The sequence below is a fragment of the Burkholderia sp. ABCPW 14 genome (assembly GCF_001523835.1).
Classification (GTDB): Bacteria; Pseudomonadota; Gammaproteobacteria; order Burkholderiales; family Burkholderiaceae; genus Burkholderia; species Burkholderia mayonis.
Window position 1 is genome coordinate 43432 of sequence record NZ_LOVS01000144.1, and the last position, 15627, is coordinate 59058.

Annotated in this window: 10 protein-coding genes; 3 read left to right on the forward strand and 7 right to left on the reverse strand. The window is 68.5% G+C overall.

Annotated features, from left to right (window positions below; translation table 11 throughout):
• Positions 1-167 precede the first annotated feature (167 nt).
• From tsf to WS62_RS36775, 3 genes are all read right to left on the reverse strand, one after another.
• Positions 168-1049: a translation elongation factor Ts gene (tsf, locus tag WS62_RS22010; RefSeq protein WP_066575242.1), complete on the reverse strand. Its 882-nt coding sequence runs from the start codon at positions 1047-1049 to the stop codon at positions 168-170.
• 182 nt (positions 1050-1231) lie between these two features.
• Positions 1232-1972: a 30S ribosomal protein S2 gene (gene rpsB, locus WS62_RS22015; protein WP_066491488.1), complete on the reverse strand. Its 741-nt coding sequence runs from the start codon at positions 1970-1972 to the stop codon at positions 1232-1234.
• 29 nt (positions 1973-2001) lie between these two features.
• Positions 2002-2478, reverse strand: coding sequence for a hypothetical protein (locus tag WS62_RS36775; protein WP_197422898.1), 477 nt, complete (start codon positions 2476-2478; stop codon positions 2002-2004).
• On the opposite strand from WS62_RS36775, the gene map reads away from it, so the two are divergent.
• The 3 genes from map (at position 2432) to WS62_RS36780 (ending at position 7590) form a co-directional block, all read left to right on the forward strand.
• Positions 2432-3247, forward strand: coding sequence for a type I methionyl aminopeptidase (gene map, locus WS62_RS22020; protein WP_066575245.1), 816 nt, complete (start codon positions 2432-2434; stop codon positions 3245-3247). The two genes, WS62_RS36775 and map, sit on opposite strands and share 47 nt — an antisense overlap.
• Positions 3248-3353: 106 nt before the next feature.
• Positions 3354-5930, forward strand: coding sequence for a [protein-PII] uridylyltransferase (locus tag WS62_RS22025; RefSeq protein ID WP_066575247.1), 2577 nt, complete (start codon positions 3354-3356; stop codon positions 5928-5930).
• A 16-nt stretch (positions 5931-5946) separates the two neighbouring features.
• Positions 5947-7590 (forward strand): pseudouridine synthase, encoded by a 1644-nt coding sequence (locus WS62_RS36780; RefSeq protein ID WP_156441078.1) that lies wholly within the window; start codon positions 5947-5949, stop codon positions 7588-7590.
• Between the two features lie 144 nt (positions 7591-7734).
• Here WS62_RS36780 and def read toward each other — a convergent pair whose 3' ends face one another.
• From def to smc, 4 genes are all read right to left on the reverse strand, one after another.
• Entirely contained in the window at positions 7735-8268 is a 534-nt protein-coding gene (gene def, locus WS62_RS22035; protein ID WP_066491479.1) for a peptide deformylase, read from the reverse strand.
• Positions 8265-10340 carry an NAD-dependent DNA ligase LigA gene (gene ligA, locus WS62_RS22040; protein WP_066575253.1) on the reverse strand — a complete coding sequence of 692 codons (2076 nt, stop codon included), beginning with the start codon at positions 10338-10340 and terminating at the stop codon, positions 8265-8267. The genes def and ligA overlap by 4 nt, the downstream gene beginning before the upstream one ends.
• Before the next feature lie 435 nt (positions 10341-10775).
• Positions 10776-12026, reverse strand: a complete 1251-nt coding sequence (locus WS62_RS22045) for a cell division protein ZipA C-terminal FtsZ-binding domain-containing protein (RefSeq protein WP_066575255.1) — start codon at positions 12024-12026, stop codon at positions 10776-10778.
• 81 nt (positions 12027-12107) lie between these two features.
• A complete protein-coding gene (smc, locus tag WS62_RS22050) occupies positions 12108-15620 on the reverse strand; it encodes a chromosome segregation protein SMC (RefSeq protein ID WP_066575257.1) in 3513 nt (1170 codons plus the stop codon).
• Positions 15621-15627: the final 7 nt, after the last annotated feature.

The following is a 15627-nucleotide window of genomic DNA, read 5'->3' on the forward strand; positions in this document are numbered from 1 at the left end:
AGCGACGAGAGGATGACAAGCACGAACTGTAGGGGCGAAATGCTGATTCGAGCAAGCGCCGCCGGGCCGGGCTGGCTGAAAGCCCCGTCCGGCGGCGCTGCCGGCCGCGACGGAACGGTCGTCCGCCGCGGGTCAAGCGTACTGCTGGTTACCGCTTTTACGACTGGTTACTGCTGCTTGGCTGCGGCGACCTGCGCGGCCACTTCCGCCGCGAAGTCGTCCTGGCGCTTCTCGATGCCTTCGCCGACGACGAAGAGCGCGAACTTTTGCACCGCCGCATTCGCGGCCTTCAGCATCTGCTCGATCGTCTGCTTGTCGTTCTTCACGAACGGCTGGTTCAGCAGCGACACTTCCTTCAGGAACTTCTGGACGCTGCCGTCGACCATCTTCGCGACGATCTCGGCCGGCTTGCCCGATTCCGCGGCCTTCTGCTCGGCGACGCGGCGCTCCTTCTCGATCAGCTCGGCGGGAACTTCGTCAGCCGACAGCGAGACCGGCTTCATTGCCGCGACGTGCATCGCGACGTCCTTGCCGACCTGCTCTTCTGCGCCCGTGTACTCGACGATCACGCCGATGCGGCTGCCGTGCAGGTACGTCGCGAGCTTGTTCGACGTCTCGACGCGCACGAAGCGGCGGATCGAGATGTTCTCGCCGATCTTGCCGACGAGGGCGAGGCGCACTTCGTCGACCGTCTTGCCGTCGAGCGGCAGCGCCGACAGCGCGGCGACGTCGGCCGGGTTCTGCGTCGCGACGAGTTCCGCGATGGTCTTCGCGAACGCGTTGAAGTCGTCGTTCTTCGCGACGAAGTCGGTTTCGCAGTTCAGTTCGACGAGCGCGCCCGCATTGGCGCCGACGAACGATGCGACGATGCCTTCCGCCGTCACGCGCGACGCGGCCTTGCTGGCCTTGTTGCCGAGCTTCACGCGCAGCAGCTCTTCAGCCTTGCCCATGTCGCCGTCGGCTTCCGTCAGCGCCTTCTTGCATTCCATCATCGGTGCGTCGGTCTTCGCGCGCAGTTCTGCCACCATGCTTGCGGTAATTGCCGCCATCATTCGCTCCTTGAGTCTGTATTCACAACGCCGCCCGCACTTCGACGCAGGCGGCAGGCATTCGTTTCCGGGCATTCGCGCATTTTTCGCTCGGCGTCGGCCCGGATCGGCCGCCCGAAAAAAAGCGGCTTAAAAAAAGGGGGCCTGTTGAGAGCCCCCTTTTTGCGCCGGCTCGGGGCCGGTTACGCGTTTTCCTCGACGTATTCGTCGTCGCCGCGCGCCGCCTGGACCACTTCGTTGACCGCGTTCGCACGGCCTTCGAGGATCGCGTCGGCCACGCCTTCGGCGTACAGCGCGACAGCCTTGCTCGAGTCGTCGTTACCCGGGATCACGTAATCCACGCCTTCCGGCGAGTGGTTCGTATCGACCACGGCGATGACCGGCACGCCGAGCTTGTTCGCTTCGGTCACGGCGATCTTGTGGTAGCCGACGTCGACGACGAAGATCGCATCCGGAATGCCGCCCATGTCCTTCACGCCGCCGATCGACTTCTGCAGCTTCGCGATTTCGCGTTCGAACAAGAGCGCTTCCTTCTTGCTCATCTTCTCGAGCTCGCCCGCCTCGACCGACGCTTCCATGTCCTTCAGGCGCTTGATCGATACCTTCAGCGTCTTGAAGTTGGTCAGCATGCCGCCGAGCCAGCGTGCGTTCACGTACGGCATGCCCGCGCGCAGCGCTTCCTGGGCGATCGTGTCGCGCGACTGGCGCTTCGTGCCGACGAAGAGGATCGTACCCCGATTCGCTGCAAGCTGACGCACGTACTTCAGCGCGTCGTTGTACATCGGCAGCGTCTTTTCGAGGTTGATGATGTGAATCTTGTTGCGGTGACCGAAGATGAAGGGAGCCATCTTCGGGTTCCAGAAGCGCGTTTGGTGACCGAAGTGGACACCGGCTTCCAGCATTTGGCGCATCGTAGTTGCCATTTGTATATTTCTCCACGAGGGTTTGGGTCTTAAGCCGGCTGCCGTATCATGGCGCGACGGCGGGCATTGCCCCGCCCCGTTCGCGCCGCGACACCCTGGGTGCGCCGGCTCGCAATTCGGCGCGCACTTCGAAAACCACTCGAAAGCTTCGCGCCGCCAGCCTTCGCCACAACCGCCGCGCCTCGAACGAAAACATCAGCGAACTCCAACGTTTCCGCGCCAGGCAAAAATAGCGATTCCAGCGTCGACTTAGCCAATAAGTATAGCACGCAGGCATGACGGCTCTCAAGTCGCCCGCCGCTTTCGCCGCGCGGACGCACGCGCGGCCCGCCACGCAACGACTTCCGCGCGGCCCGCGCCACCGCGCCGAATTTCGCGCCGCGCCCGCCCGCGAAAGGCTGCGACAGCAGGAATAAGGTGCGATAATTGTTGAATTCACCGCATTTCAGGCACCCACTCATGGCCATTACGCTCAAAAACGAACACGACATCGCACAGATGCGCATCGCCTGCCGTCTCGCGAGCGAAGTGCTCGACTACATCACGCCGTTCGTCGTCGCGGGCGTGACGACGGGCGAGCTCGATCGCCTCTGCCACGAGTACATGGTGAACGTGCAGGGCACGGTCCCCGCGCCGCTCAACTACCAGCCGCCCGGCTACCCGCCGTTTCCGAAGGCGGTCTGCACGTCGGTCAACGACGTGATCTGCCATGGCATCCCGGGCGACAAGACGCTCAAGAACGGCGACGCGCTCAACATCGATGTCACCGTCATCAAGAACGGCTATTTCGGCGACACGAGCCGGATGTTCATCATCGGCGAAGGCTCGATCCTCGCGAAGCGCCTCGTGCAGACCACCTACGAATGCATGTGGCTCGGCATCGACCAGGTGAAGCCCGGCGCGCATCTCGGCGACATCGGCCACGCGATCCAGAAGCACGCGGAGGCGCAAGGCTACAGCGTCGTGCGCGAATACTGCGGCCACGGGATCGGCACGGTGTTCCACGAGGATCCGCAGGTCGTCCACTACGGGCGGCCGGGCACAGGCATCGAACTGAAGCCCGGCATGATCTTCACGATCGAGCCGATGATCAACGCCGGCAAGCGCGACATCCGCACGATGCCCGACCAGTGGACCGTCAAGACCCGCGACCGCAGCCTGTCCGCGCAGTGGGAGCACACGATCCTCGTGACGGACACGGGCTACGACGTGCTGACGGTGTCGGCCGGCACGCCCGCGCGTCCGACGTTCGCTGCGCCGGCCGCCACGGTCTGAGCGCCGCCGCGCGCCGCGCCCCGTTCCGTCCGCTTTGCCCGTTTAGCCAGGTAGCCGCTCGCGTCGCCGCGCGCCCCCGTTCAACCGCCCAATCCGATCGCCGTCCATGAGCGTCTCCGTCGCCGCGCCGCCTGCCACGCTGTCGCACAAAGCCGAATTCAAGGCCGCGAAGGCCGAGTTGCTCGCGCGCTTCAAGACCTCGGCCAACGTCACGCCGCTGATGCACGCGCTGTCGCGCGCGACCGACGACGCGCTGCGCCACCTCTGGCAAGCGTGCGGGCTGCCCGCGACGCTCGCGCTCGTCGCGGTCGGCGGCTACGGGCGCGGCGAGCTGTCGCCGCATTCGGACGTCGACATTCTCGTGCTCCTGCCCGACTCGCACGCGAGCGAGCTCGACGAGCGGATCGAGCGCTTCATCGGGATGGCGTGGGATCTCGGGCTCGAGATCGGCAGCAGCGTGCGCACGGTCGATCAATGCATCGAGGAAGCGTCGCAGGACGTCACCGTGCAAACGTCGCTGCTGGAGGCCCGCCGCATCGTCGGCAGCACCGCGCTCTTCGAGCGCTTCACGCTGCGCTATCGCGAGGCGCTCGACGCGCGCGCGTTCTTCCAGGCGAAGGTGCTCGAGATGCGCCAGCGCCACGCGAAGTTCCAGGACACGCCGTACAGCCTCGAGCCGAACGTGAAGGAAAGCCCCGGCGGCCTGCGCGATCTGCAGACGATCCTCTGGATCGCGCGCGCGGCGGGCTTCGGCAGCAGCTGGCGCGAGCTCGACACGCGCGGGCTCATCACCGATCGCGAGGCGCGCGAGCTGCGCCGCAACGAGGGCTTCCTGAAGACGCTGCGCGCGCGGCTGCACGTGATCGCCGGACGCCGGCAGGACATCCTCGTGTTCGATCTGCAAACGCAGGCGGCCGAGAGCTTCGGCTACCAGCCGACGCACGCGAAGCGCGCGAGCGAGCAGTTGATGCGGCGCTACTACTGGGCCGCGAAGGCGGTCACGCAGCTCGCGACGATCCTGATCCAGAACATCGAGGCGCAGCTCTTCCCGGCGACGAGCGGCGTCACGCGCGTGCTGTCGCCCGGGCGCTTCGTCGAGAAGCAGGGGATGCTCGAGATCGCCGCGGACGACGTGTTCGAGCGCCACCCGGACGCGATCCTCGAAGCGTTCCTGCTCTACGAGGCGACGCGGGGCGTGAAGGGCCTGTCCGCACGCACGCTGCGCGCGCTCTACAACTCGCGCGACGTGATGAACAACGCGTGGCGGCGCGATCCGCGCAACCGCCGCACGTTCATGCAGATCCTTCAGCAGCCGGAAGGCATCACGCACGCGTTCCGCCTGATGAACCAGACGAGCGTGCTCGGCCGCTATCTGCTGAACTTCCGGCGGATCGTCGGCCAGATGCAGCACGACCTGTACCACGTGTATACGGTCGATCAGCACATCCTGATGGTGCTGCGCAACATTCGTCGCTTCGCGGTCGCCGAGCACGCGCACGAATATCCGTTCTGCAGTCAGCTGATCGTGAACTTCGAGCGGCCGTGGGTACTGTACGTCGCCGCCCTCTTCCACGACATCGCGAAAGGCCGCGGCGGCGACCACTCGACGCTCGGGATGGCCGACGCGCGGCGCTTCTGCCGCGAGCATGGGATCGACGGCGACGACGCGGCGCTCGTCGTGTGGCTCGTCCAGCATCACCTGACGATGAGCCAGGTCGCGCAAAAGCAGGACACGAGCGATCCGGAGGTGATCAAGCGCTTCGCCGATCTCGTCGGCAGCGAGCGGCGCCTGACCGCGCTCTACCTGCTGACCGTCGCCGACATCCGCGGCACGAGCCCGAAGGTGTGGAACACGTGGAAAGGCAAGCTGCTCGAGGATCTCTATCGCTCGACGCTCGCGGTGCTGGGCGGCGCGCAGCCCGACGCGCATTCCGAGCTGAAGACGCGGCAGGAAGAGGCGCTCGCGCTGCTGCGCCTCGAAACCGTGGCGCCCGACGCGCACCGCGCGCTGTGGGATCAACTCGACGTCGGCTACTTCCTGCGCCACGACGCGGCCGACATCTCGTGGCAGACCCGCGTGCTGTACCGGCACGTCGAAGCCGACACGGCGATCGTCCGCGCGCGGCCGTCGCCCGTCGGCGACGCGCTGCAGGTGCTCGTCTACGTGAAGGACCGCTCGGACCTGTTCGCGGGGATCTGCGCGTACTTCGACCGCAACGGGCTGTCGGTGCTCGACGCGCGCGTGAACACGACGCGCCACGGCTACGCGCTCGACAACTTCATCGTCACGCAGACCGAGCACGACGTGCAGTACCGAGACATCGCGAACCTCGTCGAGCAGCAGCTCGCCGCGCGCCTCGCCGAATCGGCGCCGCTGCCCGAGCCGTCGAAGGGCCGGCTGTCGCGGCTGTCGCGCACGTTCCCGATCACGCCGCGCGTCGACCTGCGGGCCGACGAGCGCGGCCAATACTACATTCTGTCCGTGTCCGCCAACGACCGGCCGGGTCTTCTTTATTCGATCGCGCGCGTGCTGGCCGAGCACCGGGTCGGCGTCCATGCGGCGCGGATCAATACGCTCGGCGAACGCGTCGAGGACGTCTTCATGCTCGACGGCACCGGTTTGTCCGACAACCGTCTGCAGATCCAAGTCGAAACCGAGTTGCTGCGCGCGATCGCAGTGTGAGTGTGTTCCAGCGTTTATGCGCACAAAATTGACCGTCAAGAATCCGCGACCGGCGACACCCGGCCGCGCCCCCGTCCGCTCCGGCAGCCTCACCGCGCGCAAGGTCGCGCGGCCCGACGCGAAAGCGGCGGGCGAGAAGCCCATAGCGCCGAAGTCCGCGACCAGATCCGCCGCGAAGCCCGCCGCGAAGCCGTCAGCACCGCGAGGCGCTGCGACCGCCGCGCCGAAGCGCGCAGGCACGCCATCGCGTCCGGCTGCGGCGTCCGAAGGCAAACGCGTTGCAAAACCGCGCACTGCGGATGGCGCGGCCCGCCCGAGCGGCGAGCGTACATCAGCGAGGCGCGCCGGCGCTCCCGGTGCGGCAGCCGGCGAACGCGCCCGCCGTACGGACACGAAGTCCGAGCGCCGCCCCGCCGAGCGCGGCGGGCAACGCGACGAACGACCGTCGCGCAGCACGGACGCACGTTCGTTCGATCCGGGCGCGCGCGGCAAAGGCCGCGCGGAGCGCGACACGGCGAAACCCGCCGACACGCGCGGCGCGGCCGGCGCCAAGTTCGGCGGCGCGCCCCGGTCCCCATCGCGTCAGTCCGACGACCGCGCGCCACGCGCAAACGGCCGCACCGCGCGCGATGCGGCGCCCTCGTCGTTCGCGGGCAAAGGCGCGGCAGGCGGCAAGCGTGCGCCGCAGCGCGCCGACGATCGCTACGGCGCCCCCGCCAAACGCGCGCCTTCGCGCGCCGCGCACTCCGACGAACGCAAGGCGCCACGCGAGCGCACAGCCGACGATCGCCGCCCCGCCGCCCGGGCAACGACGGGTCCCGCGCTTAAAGTCGCTCAGCCGATCAAGCGTCGCGCGACCAGCTCCGGCGAATCCGCGGCACACGTCGACCGAGGCGACGAAACGGGCCTCGTGCGCCTGTCGAAGCGCATGTCGGAGCTCGGCCTCTGCTCGCGCCGCGAGGCGGACGAATGGATCGAGAAAGGCTGGGTGCTCGTCGACGGCGAGCGCATCGACACGCTCGGCACGAAAGTGCGCGCCGACCAGCGCATCGAGATCGACTCGAACGCGCGCGCCGCGCAGGCGGCGCAAGTGACGATCCTGCTGCACAAGCCGGTCGGCTATGTGTCAGGCCAGGCGGAAGACGGCTACGCGCCCGCCGCGACGCTCGTCTCGCGCGAAAACCACTGGAGCGGCGACCGCTCGCCGCTGCGCTTCTCGCCGCAGCACCTGCGCGCGCTCGCACCCGCGGGCCGGCTCGACATCGATTCGACAGGCCTCCTCGTGCTGACGCAAAACGGCCGCGTCGCGAAGCAGTTGATCGGCGAGCAATCCGACATCGACAAGGAATATCTGGTACGCGTGCGCTTCGGCGAGCGCATGGCCGACATCGACCAGCACTTCCCCGCCGAGTCGCTCGCTAAGCTGCGCCACGGCCTCGAGCTCGACGGCGCGCCGCTCAAGCCCGCCATGGTCAGCTGGCAGAACGGCGAGCAGTTGCGCTTCGTGCTGCGCGAAGGCAAGAAGCGCCAGATTCGCCGGATGTGCGAACTCGTCGGCCTCGAAGTGATCGGCCTGAAGCGCGTGCGGATGGGCCGCGTGATGCTGGGGGCGCTGCCGCAGGGCGAGTGGCGCTACCTCGGGCCGGACGAATCGTTCTGAACGAAGCGGCCGCCCGGCGGGCGGGCGCGCAGTTGTTGCCCGGCTCGCGCCACGAGGAAACGCCCGCAACCGCGGGCGTTTTCGTTTCCGCCGCCTTTTCCGCCGCCATCGTCGCGACGCCTCGGCGCGCGCCGCTTTGCAGCGTCAATCGTCCGACTGCGCGTCGAGCCCCGGAAACAGCACGTCGGTGAAGCCGAATTTCGAGAAATCGGTGATCCGCATCGGATAAAGCTTGCCGATCAGGTGGTCGTACTCGTGCTGGACCACTCGTGCATGAAAGCCCTCCGCGATCCGCTCGAGCTTCGCGCCGAACTGATCGAAGCCGCTGTAACGCACGCGTCGATGGCGGCTTACGACGCCGCGCAGCCCCGGCACCGACAGGCAGCCCTCCCAGCCCTCTTCCATGTCGGGCGGCAGATATTCGACCGTCGGATTGACGAGCACGGTCTCCGGCACGGGCGGCGCCTCCGGATAGCGCTCGCTGCTGCCGAAGCCGAAGATGATCACCTGCAGCCCGACACCGAGCTGCGGCGCGGCGAGCCCCGCGCCGTTCGCATGATGCATCGTCTCGAACATGTCCGCGACGAGCGCGTGCAGTTCGGGCGTGTTGAGTGCTTCGACCGGCTTGGCGACTTCCAGCAAACGCTGATCGCCCATCTTCAGAATCTCGCGAATCATCGCGCGTGGCCCTCCAGAAGTTTGTGCATGCCCTCTTCGTCCAGCACCGGAATGCCGAGTTCCTCGGCCTTCGCGAGCTTGCTGCCCGCATCGGCGCCGGCGACGACGTAATCGGTTTTCTTCGATACCGAGCCCGCAACCTTCGCGCCCGCCGCCTCGAGCATCTCCTTCGCCGCTTCGCGCGTGAGCGTCGGCAGCGTGCCCGTCAGCACGACGGTCTTGCCCGCGAGCACGCCTTGCGGCGCGCGCGGCGCGGGCGGCCCTTCGGGCCACGTGACGCGGCCCGGCGCGCGCAGTTGCTCGATCACCGTGCGATTGTGCTCCTCGGCGAAGAACTGATGGATCGATTCGGCGACGATCGGCCCGACGTCGTTGACCTCGAGCAACGCTTCGGTCGACGCGTCCATGATCGGATCGAGCGAGCCGAAGTGCTTCGCGAGATCCTTCGCCGTCGATTCGCCGACGTGCCGGATCCCGAGCGCGTAGATGAAGCGCGCGAGCGTCGTGTGCTTCGCCTTGTCGAGCGAATCGATCAGGTTCTGCGCGGACTTCTCCGCGAAGCGGTCGAGCTCGACGAGCGTCGAGAAGCCGAGGTTGAACAGATCCGCCGGCGTGCGCACGAGGTTCTGCTCGACGAGCTGATCGATGATCTTCTCGCCGAGCCCGTCGATGTCGAGCGCGCGGCGCTGCGCGAAGTGCCACAGCGCCTGCTTGCGCTGCGCGGGACAGAAGAGCCCGCCCGTGCAGCGCGCGATCGCCTCGTCCGGCAGCCGCTCGATCCGCGATCCGCATTCGGGACACGCCGTCGGCATCACGAATTCGCGCGCATCCGCCGGCCGCCGGTCGAGCACGGCCGACACCACCTCGGGAATCACGTCGCCCGCGCGGCGCACGATCACCGTGTCGCCGATCCGGATGTCCTTGCGGCGCACTTCGTCTTCGTTGTGCAGCGTCGCGTTCGTGACGGTCGCGCCACCGACGAACACGGGATCGAGGCGCGCGACCGGCGTGATCGCACCCGTGCGGCCGACCTGCACGTCGATCGCGACGAGCTTCGTCAGCGCCTCCTGCGCGGGGAACTTGTGCGCGAGCGCGAAGCGCGGCGCGCGCGACACGAAGCCGAGCCGCTCCTGCTCGTCTCGACGGTTCACCTTGTAGACGACACCGTCGATGTCGTACGGCAGCGACTCGCGCCGCTCGCCGACCGCGTGGAAGAACTCGAGGAGGCCCGCCGCGCCGCGCACGACCGCGCGCTCGCGGTTCACCGGCAGCCCGAGCGTCTCGTACCAGTCGAGGAGGCCGCCGTGCGTGTCGGGCATGTCGACGCCGTCGAGCACGCCGATCCCGTAAGCGAAGAACGACAGCGGCCGCGACGCGGTGATCTTCGAATCGAGCTGCCGGAGGCTCCCCGCCGCCGCGTTGCGCGGGTTCGCGAACTCGCGCTGGCCCGCCGCGCGCTGACGTTCGTTCAGGCGCGCGAAATCGCGCTTGAACATCAGCACTTCGCCGCGCACGTCGAGCACGCGCGGCACGTGCTTGCCCTTCAGCTTCAGCGGGATCGAGCGGATCGTGCGGATGTTCCGGGTGACGTCCTCGCCCGTCGTGCCGTCGCCGCGCGTCGACGCCTGCACGAAGCGGCCGTCCTCGTAGCGCAGCGAGATCGCGAGGCCGTCGAACTTCAACTCGCACGCGTATTCGACGGGATCGGTCACGGTGCCGGCGAGGTCGGTCGCCTTGTCGAGGCCGTCGGCCACGCGCTTGTCGAACGCGACGACGTCTTCGTCGGCAAAGCCGTTGTTGAGCGAGAGCATCGGCGTGTCGTGCGTGACGGGCGTGAAGCCGCTCGCGACTTCGCCGCCGACCCGTTGCGTCGGCGATTCGGGGGTGACGAGATCGGGGTGCTCGGCCTCGATGTGCTGCAGCTCGACGAAGAGGCGATCGTACTCGGCGTCGGGCAGCTCCGGCTGGTCGAGCACGTAATAGGCGTAGTTCGCCCGCTCGAGCTCGGCGCGCAGCCACGCGGCGCGCTTCGCCGGCTGGCTGGCGGGCGGTTCAACTGGGGATCGGGCCATGCTGGCGGCACTTTCTCGTGAGGGAATCAGGCGATGATTATCTCAGTTCGAGCCCTTTTCGGCATCGGCTGAATGGCCTGTCGAGCGCGGTGAACAAACGGCGATCGGGAGGTCGGGTCCCGCTGTCTCCGCCGGCTGCTTTGCGGCTTCGCGGGACGACCGGGCGAGGCGGGTTGGAAGACGGGCGGCGGCGCGATCGAATCGGCTGTGGCGCGACGGCTCGATAGCACGACGGCTCGATGCCGCGATGGCGCAACGGCAGTCGAAATCCGGTCGGCGGGCGTCACGGCGCTTCACGCCGCAAAGCAAAAGCGCCGCAATTCGACCGCCTTGCGCCCGATCGATTCAGGTTACGCAGCGCAACGCAGCGACGCGATCGCGGGCCGCATAGCCGCACCGCCCCGCGCTGCAACGCAGCGAAAAAAAACGCCGCGCTTACTGGCTGAACAGCCGCCGAGTGACGGGCGAGCCGGCCGGAATGCCCGCTTCCTCGAGCCGCGCATACAGCTTCATCAACTGCTGCTCGATCGCAAGCAGCGTCGATTCCGGCAGCGGCCGGCGCTGGTCGTCGACGACGCGCGCGCCGATCCGCTCCGACAGCGACTTCGCGTAGTCGCACATCAGCCTGAACGGCAGGATGTCCTCGTCGGCAACGGGCACGTCGAGCACGAGCGTGATCAGGTTGCCGCCCTTGTACGTGAGGTCGTCGCGCAGGAAGTTCGTGTCGCCGAACTGCAGCATGAAGACGGGATTCTGCTTCGCGTCGAGCTTCACGAAGCGCGTGCCGTCGCGCGACAGCAGGAGCCCGTCCTGCGACGCGACCGCCTGCACGTAGTTCGCCGACCACGGCGCGCCGTCCGACATCACGTTGATCGACAGCTGCGCGTCGCACTGCGCGGCGAAGCCGTCGAGCTCGCGCGCCATCGACACCGTTTCCATCATGTCCGGAAATTCCGGCGCGCCGTCGATCGCGTCCGCGAACTGCTGGACGCCCGTCACGAATTCGGAGAACTCGAGTTCGTTGAGCGGGCCGCTGCGGTTTGCGAGCTGCGCGGCCGCGCGCAACTCTTCGTAGCGCACGCCGTTCTGCAGCAGCTCCCACGCGCCGCCGCCCTCCGGCTTGCCTTCGATGTGCACCGGCTTGCTGCCCGCGCGGCGCAACCGCTGCGCGGCGGGCAGAATCTTGTCGCCCGCGAGCAGGCCCCCGAGGCGGATCGGCACGATGCAGTCGATCCGGCGATCGACGATCGCGGGCGGCGCCGCGGAAATCGTCGTCGCGGCGGGCAGCACCGGCTCGACTGGCTCGTCGTGCGCGGAGGCGGGAGCGGCCGCTTCGCCGCCGCTCATCTCGACGGCGGGCTCGACCGCGCCGTTCGCAATCGTTGCCTCGGCCTGCAGGTCGGCCGGCGTGTCGGCGGGCGCCGCGCCGCCGAACGTCGGCTCGACGCGCGCCGCGTCGTCGCCTTGCGCCCCCGCCGCGGCCTCACGGCGCGCCGGCTGCCGCACCGGCTCGATGAAGGGCGCGTCGTCGTCGCGCTCGTGCCGCGCGGCGGCTTCGGCCGCCTCGGGCGGCAACGGGCGCGGCATCCTGCGACGCACCTTCGCTCCCTGCCACGCGTTGTAGACCACGACGCCGCCCACCACGACGGCGCCCGCGCCGATCAATCCGAGTGTCAACTCGTCCATGCACGCTCCATCAAATTCTTTTTCATTGGACTCGCGGACGGGCGCCCATGCGCCGCGCGCCCGCGCGCCATTCGTCAAACGTTAATTCTGCGCAAAACCCGCGGCAGTTTCCATGTCCACCGCGACGATCCGCGACACGCCCTGCTCCTGCATCGTCACGCCGATCAGTTGCTGCGCCATCTCCATCGCGATCTTGTTGTGCGAGATGAAGAGGAACTGCGTCTTGTCCGACATCGCGCGCACGAGGTTCGCGAATCGCTCGGTGTTCGCGTCGTCGAGCGGCGCGTCGACCTCGTCGAGCAAACAGAACGGCGCCGGGTTCAGCTGGAACATCGCGAACACGAGCGCGGTCGCCGTCAGCGCCTTCTCGCCGCCCGACAGCAGGTGAATCGTCGCGTTCTTCTTGCCGGGCGGCTGCGCCATCACCTGCACGCCGGCGTCGAGGATCTCGTCGCCCGTCATGATGAGCTTCGCCTGGCCGCCGCCGAACAGGCGCGGGAACAGATCGCTGAAATGGCGGTTCACTTCGTCGAAGGTCGACTGCAGCAGCGTGCGGGTTTCCTGGTCGATCTTGCGGATCGCATCCTCGAGCGTCTCGATCGCGTTCGTCAGGTCGGCCGATTGCGCGTCGAGGAACACCTTGCGCTCGCTCGCCGCCGCGAGCTCTTCGAGCGCCGCCATGTTGACGGGGCCGAGCGCGCTGACCGCGTTGTTGATCCGCGTGACCTCGCCCTGCAGGTACGACGGCTTCATGTCCGGCGTGAGCTTGTCCTTCAGCGCGGCCTCGTCGACCTCGGCCGCCGCGAGCTGCTCGGCGAACTGCTCGCCCGTCATCCGCGCCGCCTGCTCCTTGAGCTGCAGCTCGGTGATGCGCTCGCGCAGCGGCTGCAGCGAGCGCTCGGCCGCCAAGCGGGTCTCGTCGTCCGCGCGCAGCTTCGCGGTCAGGTCGTCGAGCTCCGCGCGCGCGGCGCCAAGCGCCTGCTCCTTCGCCGCGCGCACTTCGAGCGCATCCTGCAGGCCCGTGTGCGCGGTCTGCTCGTTGATCGTCTCGAGCTCCGCGCGCGCGTCCTCGAGCGACGCGGCGACGCGCTCGCTCTGGTCGTGCGCGACCTGGATCGTGCGCTTCAGCTCGTCGATCCGGTTCGCCGACTGGCGCGCGGCGAAGCGCGCATCGGTGGCCGCGCGCTCGAGTTCGCGCGCTTGCTGACGCGCGTTCGTCAGCGCTTCGTCGAGCGCCTCGAACGCGAGCTGGTTGTCCTCGAAGCGCGCCTGCAGCTCGGCGAGCTCGGCGTCGTGACGCTCGAAGTTCGCCTCCGACTCCGCGCGCAGCGCGCGCTGCTCTTCGATCTGCGCGCCGATCTCCTCGAGCTCCTCGCGAATCTGCGTGCTGCGCTGCGTGTAGCGCTCGTGCGCTTGCGCGAGCTTCAGCACGTCCATCTGCAGCGCGTGCACGCGCTGCGTCGCGCGCTCGGCCTGCGCGCGCACTTCGGTCAGCGCCTGCGACGCCTGCGTATGCGCCGCTTCCGCGCGGATCGCCGCCGCCTTCGCTTCGTCCGCCAGGAGCGCCTGCGCGCGCACCTGGCGCGCCAGGTTCTCGATTTCCTGCTGGCGCGCGAGCATCCCCGCCTGCTCGGAATCGGCCGCATACAGCTGCACGCCCGAGCGCGTGACGACGTGGCCCGCCTTCACGACGAACGCGCCGCCCTGCGGCAGCTGCGTGCGCGCGGCGAGCGCCTGCGCGAGATCGTCGGCGATGAACACCGTGCCGAGCCAGTCGTTGAGCACCGCGCGCAGGCCCGCGTCGTCGATCCGCACGAGCGACAGGAGCGGCCGCAGCGCGCCCGGCGCGGCGAGCGGCTCGCCCGCGGGCGGCGGCGCGTAGAACGCGAGCTTCGCCGGCGGCGCGTCGGTCGCGAACGCCTTCACCCAGTCGAGATTCGACACTTCGAGCGCCGCGAGCCGCTCGCGCAGCACCGCTTCGAGCGCGGTTTCCCAGCCGGCCTCGACGTGCAGCTTCTTCCACAGACGCGGCAGCGCGCCGAGCTCGTGCTTGTCGAGCCACGGCTGGATCTTGCCTTCCGTCTGCACGTTTTCCTGCAACTGCTTGAGCGCGGCCAGGCGCGCTTCGAGCTGATGGATCTGCGCGCTCTCGGCCTGCACGCGCTCGTGCGCCGCACGGCGCTCCGCGTCGAGGCGCGGCAGCGTCTCCTGCGCGTCGGCCAACCGCGCCTGCGCCTCGGCAAGCATCTCTTCGTGCTCGGCGAGCTGCATCCGCAGCGCTTCGAGCTGCGCCTCGTCGGGCGCGTCGAGGCCGCCCGCCTCGGTCTTCAGACGCTCGTGGCGCTGCTGGAGCTGCTGGAGCTGCTGATCGGCGTTGCGCTGGTGCGCGGCTTCGAGCTTGAGCGCCTGCTCGGTCTGCGCGATCCGGCCGCGCTCGTCGTTCAGCCCGGTCTGCGCGTCGCGCCAGCGCGCCTCGAGCGCGGGCAGCGCGTCGTGCTTCGCGGCCGCGTCGTCCTCGGCGAGCGCCGCCTTCTCGTCGGCGACCGCGCGCGCTTCTTCCGCTTCCTCGAGGTCGCCCTGCGCCTTGTCGGCCTGCGCGCGCCACTGCTCCTGCTGCGCGACGAGCGCCGCGATCTGCGACTGCACGCGGTTGCGCGACTCGACGATGAACTTGATCTCGGCCTCGAGGCGGCTCACCTCGGCGTTCGCTTCGTAGAGCGCGCCCTGCGCGCCCTGCATCGCGTCGCTCGCCGAATAGTGCGCGACGCGCAGCGTCTCCAGTTGCGCCTCGACTTCGCGCAGCCTCGCGGTCTGCGCGTCGAGCTCGATCTGCGCGTCGCCGATCGCACGGCGCTGCCTGTCCTGCTCGGCCGCCGCCTCGTTCTTGCGCAGCAGCCACAGCAGGCGCTGCTTCTCCTCGCCGTCGGCGACAAGCTCCTTGTACTTCGTCGCGACGACCGCCTGCGCTTCGAGCTTCTCGAGATTCGAGCCGAGCTCGCGGACGATGTCCTCGACGCGCGTCAGGTTCTCGCGCGTGTCGTGCAGGCGGTTCTCGGTCTCGCGGCGGCGCTCCTTGTACTTCGACACGCCCGCCGCCTCTTCGAGGAACACGCGCAGCTCTTCGGGCTTCGCCTCGATGATCCGCGCGATCATCCCCTGGCCGATGATCGCGTACGCGCGCGGGCCGAGACCCGTGCCGAGGAAGATGTCCTGGATGTCGCGGCGGCGCGCGGGCAGGTTGTTGATGTAGTAGCTCGACGTGCCGTCGCGCGTCAGCACGCGCTTCACGGCGATCTCGCCGTACTGGCCCCATTGGCCGGCCGCACGGCCGTCGGAGTTGTCGAACACGAGCTCGACGCTCGCCCGGCTGCCCGGCTTGCGGGCCGTCGAGCCGTTGAAGATCACGTCCTGCATCGACTCGCCGCGCAGCTCGGACGCGCGCGATTCGCCGAGCACCCAGCGCACGGCGTCGATGATGTTGGATTTGCCGCACCCGTTCGGTCCCACCACGCCGACCAGTTGACCTGGGACCTGGAAGTGCGTGGGATCGACGAAAGATTTGAAGCCAGCGAGTTTGATCGAGCTCAGACGCACGGCGGTA